15 protein-coding genes and 2 tRNA genes are annotated in these 17,731 nt (G+C 38.8%); 7 read left to right on the top strand and 10 right to left on the bottom strand.

The genetic code is table 11. From position 1 onward, the window contains the following. Positions 1 to 3: 3 nt before the first annotated feature. From HRT50_RS10040 to HRT50_RS10030, 3 genes are all read right to left on the bottom strand, one after another. Complete coding sequence (locus tag HRT50_RS10040; RefSeq protein ID WP_291613974.1) at positions 4 to 627, bottom strand: chemotaxis protein CheX; 624 nt, start codon at positions 625 to 627, stop codon at positions 4 to 6. A gap of 30 nt (positions 628 to 657) precedes the next feature. After that, positions 658 to 1,014 (bottom strand): response regulator, encoded by a 357-nt coding sequence (locus HRT50_RS10035; protein WP_291613972.1) that lies wholly within the window; start codon positions 1,012 to 1,014, stop codon positions 658 to 660. A 193-nt stretch (positions 1,015 to 1,207) separates the two neighbouring features. Further along, on the bottom strand, positions 1,208 to 1,546 hold the full coding sequence (locus tag HRT50_RS10030; protein ID WP_291613970.1) for a hypothetical protein: 339 nt from the start codon (positions 1,544 to 1,546) through the stop codon (positions 1,208 to 1,210). A gap of 281 nt (positions 1,547 to 1,827) precedes the next feature. Between HRT50_RS10030 and HRT50_RS10025 the strand changes: the two genes are divergently transcribed. Both HRT50_RS10025 and HRT50_RS10020 read left to right on the top strand, forming a co-directional pair. Then, positions 1,828 to 3,420, top strand: a complete 1,593-nt coding sequence (locus HRT50_RS10025) for an ABC-F family ATPase (protein ID WP_291613968.1) — start codon at positions 1,828 to 1,830, stop codon at positions 3,418 to 3,420. Positions 3,421 to 3,518: 98 nt separating this feature from the next. Next, positions 3,519 to 4,370 (top strand): 23S rRNA (adenine(2030)-N(6))-methyltransferase RlmJ, encoded by an 852-nt coding sequence (locus HRT50_RS10020; protein ID WP_291613966.1) that lies wholly within the window; start codon positions 3,519 to 3,521, stop codon positions 4,368 to 4,370. Between the two features lie 203 nt (positions 4,371 to 4,573). On the opposite strand, the gene HRT50_RS10015 is transcribed toward HRT50_RS10020, so the two are convergent. From HRT50_RS10015 to HRT50_RS09995, 5 genes are all read right to left on the bottom strand, one after another. Beyond that, the gene (locus HRT50_RS10015) at positions 4,574 to 6,235 is read right to left on the bottom strand and encodes an FMN-binding glutamate synthase family protein (RefSeq protein ID WP_291613964.1); all 1,662 of its coding nucleotides are present in this window, start codon (positions 6,233 to 6,235) and stop codon (positions 4,574 to 4,576) included. Between the two features lie 217 nt (positions 6,236 to 6,452). Then, entirely contained in the window at positions 6,453 to 7,802 is a 1,350-nt protein-coding gene (locus HRT50_RS10010) for a DEAD/DEAH box helicase (protein WP_291613962.1), read from the bottom strand. 42 nt (positions 7,803 to 7,844) lie between these two features. Further along, positions 7,845 to 9,257: a glutamate--tRNA ligase gene (gltX, locus tag HRT50_RS10005; RefSeq protein WP_291613960.1), complete on the bottom strand. Its 1,413-nt coding sequence runs from the start codon at positions 9,255 to 9,257 to the stop codon at positions 7,845 to 7,847. Between the two features lie 666 nt (positions 9,258 to 9,923). After that, positions 9,924 to 9,999: transfer RNA gene (locus tag HRT50_RS10000), tRNA-Val, on the bottom strand. A gap of 68 nt (positions 10,000 to 10,067) precedes the next feature. Then, positions 10,068 to 10,143 (bottom strand) — tRNA-Val (locus HRT50_RS09995). 878 nt (positions 10,144 to 11,021) lie between these two features. On the opposite strand from HRT50_RS09995, the gene HRT50_RS09990 reads away from it, so the two are divergent. Together HRT50_RS09990 and HRT50_RS09985 are read left to right on the top strand one after the other, a co-directional pair. Next, entirely contained in the window at positions 11,022 to 11,438 is a 417-nt protein-coding gene (locus tag HRT50_RS09990) for a hypothetical protein (protein ID WP_291613957.1), read from the top strand. Positions 11,439 to 11,538: 100 nt separating this feature from the next. After that, positions 11,539 to 11,985, top strand: coding sequence for an RNA-binding S4 domain-containing protein (locus tag HRT50_RS09985; RefSeq protein ID WP_291613956.1), 447 nt, complete (start codon positions 11,539 to 11,541; stop codon positions 11,983 to 11,985). A gap of 108 nt (positions 11,986 to 12,093) precedes the next feature. Here HRT50_RS09985 and HRT50_RS09980 read toward each other — a convergent pair whose 3' ends face one another. After that, positions 12,094 to 12,576: a GNAT family N-acetyltransferase gene (locus HRT50_RS09980; RefSeq protein ID WP_291613954.1), complete on the bottom strand. Its 483-nt coding sequence runs from the start codon at positions 12,574 to 12,576 to the stop codon at positions 12,094 to 12,096. Between the two features lie 47 nt (positions 12,577 to 12,623). Here HRT50_RS09980 and HRT50_RS09975 point away from each other — a divergent pair, with 47 nt between their 5' ends. Together HRT50_RS09975 and HRT50_RS09970 are read left to right on the top strand one after the other, a co-directional pair. Beyond that, on the top strand, positions 12,624 to 13,622 hold the full coding sequence (locus tag HRT50_RS09975; protein WP_291613952.1) for an ion channel: 999 nt from the start codon (positions 12,624 to 12,626) through the stop codon (positions 13,620 to 13,622). A 124-nt stretch (positions 13,623 to 13,746) separates the two neighbouring features. Beyond that, positions 13,747 to 15,444 (top strand): proline--tRNA ligase, encoded by a 1,698-nt coding sequence (locus HRT50_RS09970; RefSeq protein ID WP_291613950.1) that lies wholly within the window; start codon positions 13,747 to 13,749, stop codon positions 15,442 to 15,444. A gap of 104 nt (positions 15,445 to 15,548) precedes the next feature. On the opposite strand, the gene HRT50_RS09965 is transcribed toward HRT50_RS09970, so the two are convergent. Beyond that, complete coding sequence (locus HRT50_RS09965) at positions 15,549 to 15,956, bottom strand: GFA family protein (protein ID WP_291613948.1); 408 nt, start codon at positions 15,954 to 15,956, stop codon at positions 15,549 to 15,551. Positions 15,957 to 16,347: 391 nt separating this feature from the next. Here HRT50_RS09965 and HRT50_RS09960 point away from each other — a divergent pair, with 391 nt between their 5' ends. Further along, a complete protein-coding gene (locus tag HRT50_RS09960) occupies positions 16,348 to 17,571 on the top strand; it encodes a pyridoxal phosphate-dependent aminotransferase (RefSeq protein ID WP_291613946.1) in 1,224 nt (407 codons plus the stop codon). Positions 17,572 to 17,731 lie beyond the last annotated feature (160 nt).

Here is a 17,731-nt window from a genome sequence, read left to right as displayed (position 1 = left end):
ACCTTAGCTTTTGACGGTATTGGTGATTCCAAAAACAAACTTACGCACTGATTCTTGAAAAATTTCCAGTGAGGTTATATCCATAATAAAGGAGATATGACCGGCAATATGTTCACTGGGCAGCGAAAATTTCACTTTTATATACAGTGACCAATCATGCTCACTGCTATAAGTGAAAATTTTATTTAAGTTACCTTGAATAAACTCGGGCATTTCAATTGAAATAGACGCTTGTAAAAAGTTAATCACGGTACCAAAACAAGCATTTAAAATAACATTCCCTATTTCAACTAAAGAATCTTGCTCTAACTCGGATAAGTCTTCAATGGGTATTTTATTGCCAAGTAATAATCTTACCAGTTGTAAGCCATTCTCTTTACTAAACATTAATAAAGCTTGCCCTTGAAAGTCACCCGAAAATCGTTGGGTAACTGCACTAATTTCCATCGCTGTATCCAAATCAAGTTTATGCTTTGCCTGCTTATTAGGCAACATTTCAATTTCAGGAATAGTTAAATCAACCGTTTGAGAAACCATTTGATTCAATGACTTAGCAGCACGGCCAATGCCAATATTAAAAATTTCCGTTAAGGCATCTATTTCAAGGAGGGTCAATTTATCAGGCATATAGTAATTACTCGTTTGTGTCTCTAACGACTAGCTTTGTAAAAACGTTGCGATAACCTCTTCATCGATCGGCTTATTCATAAAGGTTACTCCCGCAGTTAATGCTTGAGCTTTGATTTCATCTTGAATATTTGCTGTCAGTAAGACTACTTTGGGAATGGTCAGTTTTGCTGCTAAGGCACTAATTAATTCAAGTCCCGTCATACCCGGCATATTGTAATCAACGAAGGCTACATCAATAGCCTTATCTTTATCTACTCTATCAAGTGCTTGTGCTCCATTGCCTGCCTCGATTATGTCTGCCCCTTGCACATGGGATTCTATAATTGTTTTTATCATCATGCGTGAAACTATGCTGTCATCAACTACTAATATTGTTTTACTCATTGCGCCGCCTAAAAGTTAACCCACTGAAGATCATAAAGTTGCTAGAAAGCTTATGCAGGGACTTGGCTTTTATCAAGCTAATCAACAAAAATAGCTTGATTAGCCATAAAGATAAAAGACTTATAGTGAGAGTAATGGCAAATGACTTATTTCCTTGCAGATAAAACACTAACCTCTTTTATACGACTTGGCCTTAGGTAAACCAGACAAAACATCGATAAATAAAGCTGCTACTGTTTTCAGCGGTTAGTGCCTCAATAAGTCCATTAACTTCACCCGTTAAGGACACCGCTTTTTCGTGGCTAGGATCAGGATATTCTTGGCTTTGGATAAAGGCTTTTAATTCTTTTACTTTAAGCACAATTTTACTGGTAAGCCATGTTGCTTTATCTGAAGATAGCTTTTGCCCGACGGCCTTAGCAACATTGATAAAACGAGTTTGGCTATAAATTCCAGCTAACCTGAACGGCTTCGAGCTAATAGCAAAAAATACAAATAGGCCTAAATATAAAAATTTTATCAGTGCTTTCATAATACTACCTCTTATTCAATTTAGAAGTGAAAATATCCTCCCTGAAAGCATTTTTATCCATCTATTTAGTATATGTGAATATGTTATTTTTGCTGAGATAGCCCTACTCTTAAGTTGGCCTATTGGACTTAGCTAAGTTCGAAATTATCGTATGCGGCTTTTCAACACTAGTGTATAATCGCGCGCATTACTTGTCCGGTAACTACACCTTGTTCGGTAACTATCGGTAAATTTACTGACATATTTGATTCAGTAAACTTCAACATGCGACGGAAGACATTATGCTATCAGCAAATAATATTACTCAACAATTTGGCGCTAAGCCTTTGTTTGAAAACATCTCACAAAAATTTGGTGGCGGTAACCGTTACGGTTTAATTGGCGCCAATGGTTGTGGTAAATCTACCTTTATGAAAATTTTAGGTGGTGATTTAGAGCAAACAGGTGGCAATGTTACTCTTGATAGCGGTGAACGTTTAGGTAAATTACGTCAAGACCAATTCGCTTTTGAAGATAACAGTGTTATTGATACAGTTATCATGGGTCATACCGAACTTTGGGCGGTAAAAGAAGAACGTGACAGTATTTATGCTTTACCTGAAATGAGCGAAGCCGATGGTATGAAAGTTGGCGATTTAGAGTCTGAATATGCCGAAATGGATGGTTACAGCGCAGAAGCTCGTGCTGGTGAGTTATTAATTGGTGTTGGTATCCCTGTTGAGCAACATTACGGTTTAATGAGCGAAATAGCTCCTGGTTTTAAGTTACGTATATTACTTGCGCAAGCACTGTTTTCAGACCCTGATATTTTGTTACTCGATGAGCCAACCAACAACTTAGATATTCACACTATCCAATGGTTAGAAGAAACGTTGAATGAACGTAATTCAACCATGATTATCATTTCTCATGATAGACATTTTTTAAACAGTGTTTGTACCCATATGGCCGATTTAGATTACGGTGAGCTACGTGTTTTCCCAGGTAACTATGACGAATACATGTTGGCGGCAACACAAGCAAGAGCACGTTTATTATCAGATAACGCTAAGAAAAAAGCACAAATTGGCGAACTGCAAGCCTTCGTGGCGCGTTTCTCTGCTAACGCTTCAAAAGCAAAACAAGCCACTTCTCGTGCTAAGCGCATTGATAAGATTCAGTTAGAAGAAGTGAAAGCATCAAGCCGTAGTAACCCGTTTATTCGTTTTGAGCAAGAAAAGAAATTATTCCGTAATGCCTTAGTAGTTGAAAAGTTAAATAAAAGCTTTGATGGTAATCATATCCTTAAAGATCTTTCAGCCCTAATCGAAGTAGGTGAACGCATCGCCATTATTGGTGAAAATGGTATTGGCAAAACTACCTTTTTACGCACCTTAATGAACGAAGTAGCCTATGAGCAAGATTCAGGTGAGTTTACTTGGTCTGAAAATGTCAATATTGGTTATTATGCGCAAGATCATGAATTTGAGTTTGAAAATGACATGACCTTATTTGACTGGATGAGTCAGTGGCGTCAACCAACCGATGACGAACAAGCGGTTCGTGGTTATTTAGGCCGTTTATTATTCTCAGCTGATGACATTAAAAAATCAATTAAAGTGTTATCAGGTGGTGAAAAAGGTCGGATGTTATTTGGTAAGTTAATGATGCAACAGCCTAATATTTTACTGCTTGATGAACCAACCAACCACATGGACATGGAATCAATTGAATCATTAAATATGGCGTTAGAGCAATACGAAGGTACTCTGTTATTCGTTAGCCATGACAGAGAATTTGTTTCAACTATCGCCACTCGTATTATTGAATTAACCAAAGACGGTTATATCGACTTTGCCGGTACTTATGACGAGTACTTAGCTAGCCAAGCATAAGAAAAAACCTGCTAACGGCTATCAAATTTGTTATTTGCTAGCCGTTTTTTTTGCTGTTTAACATTAAACCCATTAATTACCGACTTTAAGGATTTACCTTGCTTAGTTATCGTCACGCTTTTCATGCTGGCAATTTTGCCGATGTACTCAAACACAGTGTTTTATCACTAGTACTTGATTATATGACTCGTAAAGAAAAAGGCTTTTGTTATATAGATAGTCACTCTGGGGCTGGTATGTATCAATTGGCCGATGCATATGCACAAAAAACAGGTGAGTATAAAGACGGTATTGCCAAGATTATTAACGATGAAGATGCGCCTGAGTCACTTGAACCGTATTTATCACTAATCAAAAGCCTTAACCTCAGTCATGATAAAAGTAGTGAACTTGAGGTGTATCCGGGCTCTCCTGGCATAGCTAAAGCCTTTGTCCGTCGCCAAGACTCTAGCCACCTATTTGAATTACACCCAACTGATATTCAGCACTTAGAAGATTTTTGTCAGCGCTGGCGCAAAGTATTTGTTAAGCAGTCTGATGGTTATAAAGGTGTGCTTGGTTTATTACCACCACCAAGTCGCCGTGGTGTAGTACTTATTGATCCGCCTTATGAGCTTAAAGAAGATTATCAAAAAGCAGTAAAGACCATTATTAAGGCCTATAGTAAGTTTTCTACTGGCACTTACATTCTTTGGTATCCGGTGGTTAAGCGTGAGCTAGTTGAAGAAATGCAGCAAGCATTCAAAGCAAGTGCGGTTAAGAATGTACTGCAAGTTGAGTTTTGCATGGCCGCTGATACTGACGAATACGGCATGACCGGTACAGGTTTGTTTATCGTAAATCCGCCATGGCAATTAACAACACAACTTGAAGAAATATTACCTTATATGAAAACTAAATTAGGTAGTAATGAGACTAGCTATACCCTCACTCAGTTAATCGCTGAGTAGTAGCTACATCCGTAAACAGAAGTGCCCGGACTAGTGTTTACTCGGTTTGAGTTCAGGTTTTAAAGATGCCTGAACTCAAGTCGAAGCTATGTTATGTTAAGTGTAAACCTTCCCAAACTCCTTCATTAACGAAATCTAAATAACACCTTTAAAAGTCAATAAAATCATTAAGCTCGCTGAGCGTTAACTTGATGAGCGTTAACTTAATGAGCTCGAGTTTGGTGAAACTCCGGCGCTTTCAATATAAAGAAATCATCTACATAAAACTGCTCAGCACTACTTGCTTGCCACCAGTGTTGCCACGATTCATCAAGTTCATTCTCATTTGATGATGGGTCAATTAAAGCATTTTCTGATAGCGCCGCAACAAGGCTGCCCATCGACATTTGCATACCATAAGGTGAGCGCCTTTTTATCATTTGCGGAACAAGTTTAGCTGGATCGTCCAAGCCCATACTACCAACCAGCTCAAAGAAACTGGCTAAGGTATTATTGTGGAAGTTTTTCACTCGATCACTTTTACTCTCAACATCAATGGCCTTTGCACGCGCGGGATCTTGAGTTGCCACACCTGTTGGGCAGAGGTTGGTATTACAATGTCTTGATTGAATACAGCCAATTGCCATCATCATAGTTCTTGCGGCATTAACGACATCAGCGCCGGCAGCTATTTTTGCCAGTAAATCAAAACTTGATGCTGTTTTACCTGAAGCAATTATTTTTATTTTATGCCGAAGCCCAACACCAACCAAGGCGCTGTTTACTATGCTTATACCCTCTAAACAAATTAACCCTAAGCGGTTAGTAAATTCAACCGGCGCAGCGCCTGTTCCGCCTTCAGCGCCATCAACGGTGATAAAATCAGGGGTAATGCCTGTTTCGAGCATGGCTTTACAAATACTTAAGAATTCTGCCGGGTTACCAATACATAATTTAAAGCCAACGGGTTTGCCACCACTTAAACGGCGTAATTGCTCGATGAACGCTAATAAATCTTTGGGCGAAGTACATTCAGGATTAACCGCGGGAGAAATACAATCATGATCTTTTGATATATGTCTTATACGGGCGATTTCATCGGTAATTTTTGCTTTCGGCAGTACACCACCATGACCTGGTTTGGCGCCCTGACTCAGCTTTATTTCGATCATTTTAACTTGCGGTAGCTTAGCTGTTTTTTCAAAGCTAGCAGCATTAAATCGCCCCTGCTCATCACGACAACCAAAGAGTCCAGTACCTAGTTGCCAAACAATATCACCACCATGTTTTAAGTGATAAGGACTCGCGGCACCTTCACCGGTATTATGATAACAACCGGCTTTTTTAGCTCCTAAATTAAGCGCTTCAATGGCATTAGTGCTCAACGAGCCAAAGCTCATCGCTGAAATATTTAAATAGGATGCTGAGTAGGGTTGCTTGCAGCTGTCACCACCAATGAGTATGCGCTTAGCACTCTCTTTTATATGAGTAGGCGATAATGAATGCCACAAACTTAAGTAATTATCTTCAACAAGGTTACGCTGGGTGCCAAACGCTATGGTATCACGGACGTTTTTCGCGCGTTGATAGACCAAGGTACGTTGTTCACGGTTAAAAGGGCGTTCTTCGGTATCATTGGCAATAAAGTATTGCTGAATTTCAACGCGGTAAGATTCAAGGAAATAACGCAGATATGCCGCTACCGGGTAAAGACGGTTCAGGCTGTGCCGACTATAGAAAACATCATAAATGCCAATAAGGCTATAGAGTAATGTGGTGATTAATAAAGCAAAACTCACTGCACTTTGGCTGAGCATGAAGAAGTAGCCTGCTGACAGATTACCTAGGCTGACAATTAGCCAGAGAGATTTTTGCATTATGGTCATAAAACATCCCTATAAAATTTATAATTATTATATTAATCAAACACATTAATCATACCTAACTATCAAATATCTTGTTAGTAATAACTTATCATTTTCATCAATACGATAGTTTCAGCGAATCTGCCAGTCACTCTATGGTCAAATTGTTGCCATAAAAAAAGGCAACTCTAGTTGCCTTTCTATTCATTAGTTAATGTGTTTTTTTAACGCTGAAGTGCTAATCCTGTTCTTTTTTAGACGAATCTTCAATTTGCTCAGGTGTTAACGCTTTCTTACGCTTAATAATTTTCATTGCGCCAAAATCTTCTATATCAAGGAAAGTTTTCTTAATAACTTTTCTTGGTTTACTCGCAACCACTTTTTTATCTTTAGTAGTATCAACTTTAACTTTAACCACTTTTTCTTTTTTCGGTTTTAAGCCTTTAAACTTAACCTTAAACCCGGTAACTTTAGTAAAGTTTATTTTTTGCTGCAAGAAAGCTTCAACGTTTTTAAAGCTTAACCAATCATTAGGACCTACTAATGAAATGGCATCACCTTTAGTGCCAGCTCGACCCGTACGACCAATGCGATGGACGAACTCTTCCGCATGTTTTGGCATATCAAAGTTAATTACGTGCGATACATTGATTAAATCAAGGCCACGTGAAGCTAAATCTGTGGTTACTAATATTTTATGTTGGCCTTTAGCAAAGCTGTCCATAATTTGATTACGCTGACCTTGGTTTAAGTCACCACTTAAAGCAACAGCATTAAGCTCTTGCTCAGTAAGCAACTTAGCTAAACGGTCAGTATCACTACGGGTAGCAGTGAAAATAATAATTTGCTTCGATGTTTCAGTGGTTAAGAAATGCTGCAAAAGTACTTCTTTTTGACTGAGATTGTCTGCTAAAAAGAAACGTTTGGTAATATCTTCATGTTCTGTATGAGCCGATGCTATGGCAATACGTTTCGGTTTGGTCAGTAACTCTTTGGCAAAGTCATTCACTTGCGCATGGTCTAAGGTTGCTGAAAATAGTAACGTTTGGCGTTTACGGTGATCGGCCGCATTATTTATTTGCGTGAGCTGTTTACTAAAACCTAAATCAAGCATGCGATCGGCTTCATCTAAAATAAGCAGCTCTAAGCCATTCAAATAAAAATGACCTTGCTTTAAATGATCTGCTAAACGACCCGGTGTCGCTACAATAAAATGCGGGTCTTTTTCTAACACTTTCACTTGATCGTTAAAGTTTTCGCCACCTAAAATTAGCACCGCTTTAAACTGAGTATTAGCGGTAAATAAACGTAATTGACTAAAGACCTGCTTAGCTAACTCACGCGTTGGCGTTAAAATAACTACCCGTGGATCACGCTTAGATAAAGCGCGGTTTTTAGTTAACCTTTGTATCGCCGGTAGGATAAAAGCTAAGGTTTTACCTGAGCCGGTTTTCGACGAGGCGATCAAGTCATGCCCCGCCATCGCCGCAGGAATAGCCTGTTGCTGAATTTGTGTTGGCGCGCTAAAACCAAGATGATTAACGGTATCTATTAAACATCTGTCTAAACCAAAATCACTAAATTGCACTAGGTGTACTCCTAAACGTATCTAATATGAATAAAATTGTCATTAACTCGCAGCAATTCTTGCTTCGACTACAACTAAGGCTTGATCAATTCTTTCTAACACTTTCTTTTGATCTAACAAGGCCAAAGTAATATCAAGTGATGGTGAGTTACCGCCACCTGTTGCCGCTACACGAAGTGGCATGCCTACTTTACCCATACCTAACTCTAACTCTACCGCAGTATCATTAATTGCCGCGTGAATAGGCTCTGGTGACCAATCAGTTAATGCAGCTAGTTTTTCTTTAACTAACATCATTGGCTCTTTAACTACTGGGCGTAAATGCTTTTTAACCGCTTTAGCATCAAGCTCGGTGAAGTCTTCATAGAAATAACGTGAAATTTGAGCCATTTCTTTCAAAGTTTTAACTCGGTCAGCTTGAATTTTAACTACTTCGCTAAGCGCTGGTCCATTAGTAGTATCTATACCTTGCTCTTTCATGTGCCAGGCAAGGTGCTCAGCAACATATTCAGGGTCCATGGTTTTCATGTAGTGCTGGTTTACCCAAATTAGTTTATCTGTATTAAAACCAGACGCTGCACGGTTACAGTCTTTTAAATCAAATAACTCAATCATTTCTTCACGAGAGAAAATTTCTTGATCGCCATGTGACCAGCCTAAACGTACTAAGTAGTTTAGAAGCGCTTCAGGTAAATAACCATCATCGCGATATTGCATAACACCTACTGCGCCATGACGTTTTGATAAACGTTTACCATCATCACCTAAAATCATCGGGATATGAGCATATTCAGGGATATCAGCACCTAAAGCGGTAAGGATGTTTATTTGCTTAGGCGTATTACTAATATGATCATCACCACGAACAACGTGTGAAACTTTCATATCCCAATCATCAACAACAACCGTTAAGTTATAAGTAGGTGTACCGTCAGAGCGAGCGATGATTAAATCATCTAATTGCTCGTTGCTAATAGTGATATCGCCTTTAACCATATCTTTGATAACAACATCGCCAGCAAGCGGGTTTTTGAAACGAATAACAAAAGGTTTATCTGCAGGGTGATCGGTACGGTCACGCCATAAACCATTGTACTTTTCAATGCCGCCTTTAGCTTTTGCTTCTTCACGCATAACATCAACTTCTTCGGCTGTGCTATAACAGCGATACGCATCACCAGAGGCAAGTAATTGTTCAATCACTTCTTTATAACGATCAAAGCATTTTGTTTGAAAGTAAGGACCATGGGTCCATTCAAGCTTTAACCAAGTCATACCATCCATAATGGCATCAACAGATGCTTGGGTAGAGCGCTCTAAATCGGTATCTTCGATACGAAGAATAAAGTTACCGCCATTTTTCTTGGCATATAACCAGCTATACAAGGCAGTACGGGCACCACCAACATGTAAATAACCTGTTGGGCTTGGAGCAAAACGTGTCGTTAAAGTCATAAGAGTCTCTACAAGGTGTCACTAATAACGCCTATTGGGCGGCATTAGCAGTATTAATCAATAAATTGACGGCATTTTAGCATTGCGCCTTAGTTAATTCATCACTTTGCTGTAATTAAATGATGTTATCGGTCAAGGGTATAGTGCGGGATATAAATGATAGTTCTGTGCGCAAGAAACTTTGATCTTTAATGAGTAATACCAATTTCATTAAGTTTGTGATCTTGTTGCGCGCAGGAAAAATAAATCAGGGCAAGGCGCTTGATTGAGTAATAGCTAGCTATTAGGATTGAGAGCAACGCCGCCTTGGGGTATTTTAACCAGCACAAGTGGGCAATAATTTAATGAACTTGGTATAATTATGATTTAGAAATTATAGCTTTAGTAATTCGCTGGCGGTTTATTGATAATACCAGGCTCGACCCAATGACATGCTGCGGATAGTGACTGTAGAAGGGTTTTATAGCTTAGATTTATCTAAATGATGATTAAGATGCGTGTAATGAGGTAGATTTTTAGCTTTAGAAGTATTATTTAAGGTGTTCAAAGATGGTGGACGATACTGGGCTTGAACCAGTGATATGGCGCGGGATGTAAAAGATAGAAGGTGCTTTAATAACTAAGTTATATCTAAAATATACAAGGAAGATAATTGAAGATAAGAAGTGGTGGACGATACTGGGCTTGAACCAGTGACCCCCGCCTTGTAAGGGCGGTGCTCTCCCAACTGAGCTAATCGTCCATTTTTAGTTTTAATTCTTTATGGAAAAAGAATGTTCACTTAATTACTTATTAGATAAGAAAATAAAGTGGTGGACGATACTGGGCTTGAACCAGTGACCCCCGCCTTGTAAGGGCGGTGCTCTCCCAACTGAGCTAATCGTCCGTTTTACTGCTAAATACTTCAACCTTTCAGGCTATACCGTCTGCGTTTCAGTGGGGCGTATTATAGGGAGATAGAAAAAGCTGTCAACAGAAAATCTATAAATTCCCTGACTTTTTTAAAAAAGTTAACCGATTGATTTATTTTCATCCATAAAGCTGCATTAGTACGCATTAATTTTTACATTTCAGCTACTTTATCTATTTTTCAGTAAAACTAAAAAGGATGCCCAACCATCAACCAAGTACTGGTGCCTTCTTTTGATTGAGTAAAGTCCAACCGCACCACAATCCCAGCGGTTAATGCTCGTAATGAAACACCAACATCAGTTTTCCAATAGGAGAACAGCGTATCGCGATGAAGAGTCGGCGATACCCTTCCCCCTCCACATAAAACACTGTTTGTAGCCAATCAAGATGTAAAAACTTTAGCCAGCTTACATTAGCTATTGGGTTATAGTCCAAAGTCATCCGGTATTCAGCTGTTGCATAGATAGCCGCTTTATCATGAAAGCGATTTTTCCTAAAGCTTCGTAGCCGATACATACCACCTAAAGTTGCGCCTTCAAGAAAAGGAGCATTATTGGTTACTAGGTTTTTTCCTGCATCATCTAGGGTAATATTCCAGCTTGGCGAGTACTAAAATTACAAATTAAAACAATATATTACACCGCTACATGTTAGATGATTTTCTAGCAATTCAGACTTGGTTATTTAAATCGCTTGATGGTGATGTAATCCGCTCGATAAGCTTTCATATCAAGTCAGCGATACTGGTACATTATTTACTTTCTCTGTATCTAAAAGCCTCGATTTATGCGATATTAGCGGCAAATAATAACCCTTCTTTTATCCTGGGTTAACTGCATTTAGGTATCTAAAATGAAAGCTCCACTATATAACGACATCCTTAGTATTTGCCAAGAAATTTCCAACGCTTCAAACAACAACAATGATGAATTAAGACTTGCCAGCTGTAAGAAATTACAGATACTTTGTGCAACCAGCCAAGGCACACCAAAAGATCACCCATTGCAATGGGAAGCGCTAGCTGACTTTACCGAAGATGGCGAACAAGCGATGGATATTTATGAAGTTGCCCTAGCTACAGCTGAAAAGTTGACCTTACCAACTTTTACCGCCTCTGCTTATTTAGCAATGGCACAACGCCAAGTAGAGTTTGAAGAAAAAGACAAAGCACTTGTTTTTGCTAATAAAGCCAATGATGCTGCACAAAACATTGAAAGCGAAGAATTGAAAAGCGAGATCGCTGAGCTTTTAGCACAATTAGCGCAGTAGTTATTACTTAAATGAACACTTTAACTAACACCTGAATTGAATATGTTAGTTATCACGCTGATCAGCAAATGAAGAAACTCAGCTTATTTACGAGAAACCTATGTCAGAGAGTTACTTAGTTATTGAATTAAACCAGCAACCGGTTGAGTTATGTAAATTACTTAAAATAGCTAATTTGGTCAGTGGTGGTGGTGAGGCAAAAATAGTTATCAGTGAAGGTTATGTTTTACTGAATGGTGAAGTGGAATACCAAAAACGTAAAAAAATTTACCATCAAGATGTGATTGAGTTTAATGGCGAGGTGGTGCAATTAATCATCAATGAAACACTTGCTGAAGCTGAAGACATATCCGAAGCAACGCTTGAGCAAGTAGTCGAAGTTGCTGATAAAAAGTTGCCACAGAAAAAGACACGCTCCCAAGATAAACCAGGAAAAAGCAAATCGGCTAAAAAGAAACAAGCCAGTAAAAAATCAGCGCCTGCTCAAGTTGCAGTAGACAATGGTCAAGAAATAATGCCGAAGAAAAGAAGGCCTATTTCCTTTTAATGGTTAAGAGTGATTAAGCGTTAGTGAAATCACTAAGCAGCAATGACAGCAGGTAAAGCTAGCAAGTAGCTATGCTTCTTATAGCTGTCATTGATGCTTTCTAATATCTTATAAGACTTTTTCCCAAAACATAGCCTTGCCAGTTTTTTCATCAAGTTCATAGCCTGAAAAGCCCAACTTTTTATACGCATTTTGCGCGACAATATTTCCCTCTAATACTTCAAGGGTTAATTTGCAGTAGCCACGCTCACGGGATATTTTCTCAGCTTCAATAAATAGCTTTTGACTTAAACCTAAGCCTCGATATTCTTTTAACACGCCGCAATCATGGATATTAAGTAAAGGTTTACATTTAAACGTTGAGAAACCTTCAACACAATTGAGTATGCCAGCGGGTTTACCATCGATATAACAAAGTAAAGTTAAGAAGTCATTTCGCTTTGCTAAGGTAGCAACCAAGTTGTGTTGTACGTCAACAGCTAGTGCTTCTCCGCCTCCCATAGGGTCAAGAGCATAGGCATTTAACAGCATAACTAAATCTTTGCCGTGTTGTTCATTTTGGTAATCTGCCTGAATTAAAGTTATGTCCACACTAGTTCCTTTTTTTACTTTTTGATGTTGCGCACTATACTCTTAAAATGAATAAAATAAAGTTATTGTGCCAATATCAAGACCCCGATAGTACCAAGGAGCAGGCCTATTGCTGCCAAGGTGAAGCTAATAGCTCTGGCTGTTGTTATTGGCACGATAAAGAAATTGATAAATCAGGGCCAGAGGTAAAAGATCGTCTAGAAAAGTACGCCCAAAGTGGCGGCATGCTGCGCGGCATAATACTAACTCGTGCTCAGCTGCAAAGCATTGACCTAGTTAACCACCATAAAAAGCACGGTTATGATTTCTCTTACGCTGACTTTTATCATGCGGATCTAAAAAGTGCTCACTTATTTAATATTAACTTGCAACATGCCAGCATAATGAAAGCTGATTTACGTAGCGCTAACCTTAACTGTGCCAACCTAGCAGGGGCAAATATGTTAGGAGTAAAGTGGGTGGGCAGCAAATTCGAAAACGTTAGTATAGGTACAAAAATCAAACAAGAATATGCGGCAAAGTCCGCCTTGAAAGCTAAAGATGAGCAAGCAAATATCGATTTTTTAGAGCAAGCCGAAGAGATTTATCGCGATTTACGTAAACACGCCGAGCATGAAGGTATATTTACTCTGTCAGGGTATTTTATTCAAAAAGAGCTGACCATGCGTCGCTTACAATTACCACGTTATAGTATTAAGCGGATGGTATCAAAAATAGTCGATATTTTTTGTGGCTATGGTGAGGCGCCACTACGAATCATAGGTTTGTCTATCGCCATTATATTTATCTGTGCCATTATTTATACTTTTACTGGCCTCAGCTACAACGGCATTGTGCTAGCTGCCAGTAGCGAGCAGTCAATGCAGGAAAACTTGTCCTTTTTCTTTTCTTCGCTGTACTACTCAGTAGTGACCTTTACCACCTTAGGTTATGGCGATTTCACTCCGGTGGGCATATCACGCGCCATTGCTGCCATAGAAGCATTTACCGGTAGTTTTACTATCGCTCTTTTTGTCGTGGTTTTTGTGAAGAAAATGACAAGGTAAATGTATTAAATCTCACATTTTTATTTTTGCTGTAAATAATACATATATTACTTTTTCATACGCTAGCCCCCTGATAGAATAACGGCAATTATATATCCCCCTATTTTTACGGAAATCACAAGCCATGCGTACCAGTCAATATTTACTGTCTACCCTTAAAGAAACCCCTGCCAGTGCAGAAGTTATCAGTCATCAATTGATGTTACGAGCAGGCCTTGTTCGTAACCTTGCTTCTGGCTTATATACTTGGTTACCAACAGGTTTACGCGTGTTGAAAAAAGTTGAGAATATTGTCCGTGAAGAAATACAACGTGCGGGTGGCAATGAAATATTGATGCCTATGGTGCAACCTGCAGATTTATGGCAAGAGTCTGGTCGTTTAGACGATTATGGCCCGGAGTTATTGCGCTTAAAAGATCGTCATCAACGTGATTTTATTTTAGGGCCAACCCATGAAGAAGTGGTCACTAAGCTGGTTGCAAACGAACTTAACAGTTACAAGCAACTACCTTTGACTGTTTTTCAAATACAAACAAAATTCCGTGATGAGATTCGTCCTCGTTTTGGCGTGATGCGCGGCCGTGAATTCTTAATGAAAGATGCTTATTCTTTTCATTTAGAAGACGAATGTTTAGAAAAAACCTATCAAATTATGTTTGATGCCTATTGCCGCATCTTTGAACGTCTTGAACTAAACTTCCGTCCGGTTATAGCGGATACCGGCTCTATTGGTGGTGAAAAATCACATGAATTCCATGTGCTTGCTGACTCAGGTGAAGATGATATTGCTTTTAGTGATGCTAGCGACTTTGCCGCAAATATTGAAAAAGCCGAAGCGTTAGCACCAACAGGTGAGCGCGGTGAGCCGACTCAAGATATTGAGAAAGTTGCATTAAAACTTGAGCGTTTAATCAAAACCTCAGAACTAGATGTAAAAACTACCGTTAAAACCTTATTAGTTGTTGGTACAACAGCAGAAGGTGAGCCGATAAAAATAGTTGCATTAGTGCTTCGTGGCGATCATCAACTCAATGAAGTTAAAGCTGAGAACTTAGCACAAATTGCTTCTCCGTTAACATTCGCGACTGACGAACAAGTGTCTGCGATTGCTAACTGTCATAGCACTTCATTAGGACCTAAAGGGTTAACTGTTGAAGTGATTGTTGATCGTAGTGCTGCTCACTTAAGCGATTTTGTCTGTGGTGCTAACGAAAATAACCATTCTTTTACCGGCGTTAACTGGCAACGAGATTGTGGTGAGATCAACATTCAAGATATCCGTAATGTTGTTGCTGGTGACCCAAGCCCATGTGGTCAGGGTACTATCGAAATAAAACGTGGTATTGAAGTCGGTCATATTTTCCAGTTAGGCCGTAAATATGCCGAAGCGATGAAGTGTTCTGTTTTAAATGAGGGTGGTAAAAACCAAACCTTAACCATGGGTTGTTACGGTATTGGTGTTTCTCGTATTGTCGCAGCAGCTATTGAGCAAAACCATGATAAATATGGCATAAAATGGCCAAAAGCAATTGCTCCATTTCAAGTAGCAATTGTACCGATGAATATGGCTAAATCAGCACGGGTAAAAGAAACCGCTGAAACTTTATATGAGTCGCTACTTCAAGCCGGTGTTGAAGTACTGTTTGATGACAGAAAAGAGCGTCCAGGCGTGATGTTTGCTGATCATGAATTAATGGGCACACCATTATTAGTTATCATTGGTGAGCGTAATTTAGATGCTCAACAAGTAGAGCTTAAAAATCGTATTACTGGTGAAAAGTCATTAATTGCCATTGATGATGTGATGGCTTTGTTCAACTAAATAAAGTTCAGATGTTACTAAGGTAGCCTTAGTACATTTACTTACCGAATAATAATGATAAAAGGAGCTTCGGCTCCTTTTTTGTCACTAAGATTTACTTCAACTTACTGCCGACTTGGTTCAAGTCCATCATAGTGAGGCAAATCAGCCTCAAGATCTTCCCAATTTGCTTTCGAACTAACAAAGTTATGAGAGATAGGTCTTTCAATAATTTCACTGTCAATAATGCCTAAACGTATTCTTAATCGTGTCGGGTCATCCTCGTTTGAGCTATACACGGGTGAGCCGCATTGACTACAAAAATGTCGATTGCGACCAGGCTTAAATGAAAAAGAACTTAAACTCGTTTTTCCTGAGGTGATTTCAAAGTCAGCAGTATTAATAAAACCGTTGGTGGCAAAAGCTGTACCACTGTTCTTTCGACATAAAGAGCAGTGGCAGTGAATAATATCTCTAATTTTTCCGTTCACTTTAATATGAACCTCACCACACAAACATTTTCCATGATACATATCATTACCTTTAACTTATAAATTTTTATTGATGTACTTTATCAACTGCTTTCAACAACTACTTTCAAAAAATAACGATTCTGCCAAGAGAAACAAAAGCGTAGAACCATTTTCAACATTTAACTAAAACAATGTTAACAATTCGGCCTTATCACTCGCTAAATAATTAGCCACCAAGCCATAAATTTAAGCTGTTACTAAGCTAACACTCTTTTAATATTTTCGTCAGCTGAATTTTTATCTAGCTTACAATCATTGCAATATGCCTTTTCGAGCTAAAAGCTGACAATTAAGCCTTAAAAAAATCCAAAATAAGACTTTCAAAACAGCGCATTATTGGCAACAATGACATTTCACTTTTATCTCCCTTTACTTAAGAAGTTGCCAACTCATGAAAGCTATTACCAAGTCCTCTAAACTTAACAATGTCCGTTACCAAATTAGAGGACAAATAGCAGCGGCGGCGAAACGCCTTGAAGATGAAGGTCATAAAATTCTTAAACTTAATATTGGTAACCCTGCCCCATTTGGTTTTGAGGCACCTGATGATATTTTAAAAGATGTTATTCATAACTTACCTAGCTCGCAGGGCTATGCTGAGTCGCAAGGGCTCTATTCCGCACGAGTCGCCGTAATGCAGTATTTTCAACAGCAAAACATTAAAGATGTCAGTGTTGATGATATTTATCTTGGCAACGGTGTTAGTGAGCTAATTGTCATGGCCATGCAAGCTTTGCTTAATAACGGCGATGAAGTATTAATCCCTGCACCGGATTATCCCTTATGGACGGCTGCAGTATCACTGTCCGGCGGTACACCTGTTCATTATCATTGTGATGATGAGAATTTTTGGTATCCCAACCTTGAAGATATGGCGGCAAATATCACTAAAAAAACCAAAGCGATTGTGTTGATTAATCCAAACAACCCAACGGGTGCGGTTTACCCTGAAGAGATTTTACAAGGGATAATTGCCCTGGCTCGTAAACATGATTTAATTATTTTCAGTGATGAAATTTACGATAAAATTTTATTTGAGCAAGCTAAACATATTCCGACCGCAAGCCTAGCGCAAGATGTATTAATAATTACCATGGGCGGTTTATCTAAAAACTATCGCGTTGCCGGTTTTAGAGCCGGTTGGATGGTAATATCTGGGCCTAAGATTCATGCTGAAGATTATTTAGAGGGCTTAACGATGCTCTCTTCCATGCGTCTTTGTGCCAATGTGCCCTGTCAGCACGCAATTCAAACCGCCCTTGGTGGTTATCAAAGTATTAATGAGCTAGTTACCGGTGATGGCCGGTTATTAAAGCAGCGAAATATTGCTGCCAAGATGATCAACGACATTGACGGTTTATCTTGTCACCCGGCCATGGGCGCTTTATATCTTTTTGTTAAAGTAGACCAAGAAAAATTTAATATTAAAAATGATGAGCAAATGATTTTAGACTTACTCAAACAAGAAAAGATATTGCTGGTACACGGCAGTGCATTTAACATTAAAGAGCAGAACTACTTCCGCTTAGTTTTCTTACCACATAAAGATGAACTTATACCTGCTATGGAAAAATTAAAAAGCTTTTTTGCTACTTATCAACAAGTTCAAGCATAGCATACCCATTAACAATCAAAGTGCAGGACTTAAGTGGGAATTAAAATGGCTTTAGGCAAGGAAAATCATTTAAGCATAGTCACTCTATGGTTTAATTATTTAACGCGGTATAAAGTCATTTTAAACCCATCGAAGAAGCGTTTGAGCAACATCACTTCAT

The organism is Colwellia sp., assembly GCF_013215345.1.
Classification (GTDB): domain Bacteria; phylum Pseudomonadota; class Gammaproteobacteria; order Enterobacterales; family Alteromonadaceae; genus Colwellia.
Note: the sequence above shows the minus strand (reverse complement) of the source record. Positions and strands in the feature narration are given on the sequence as shown.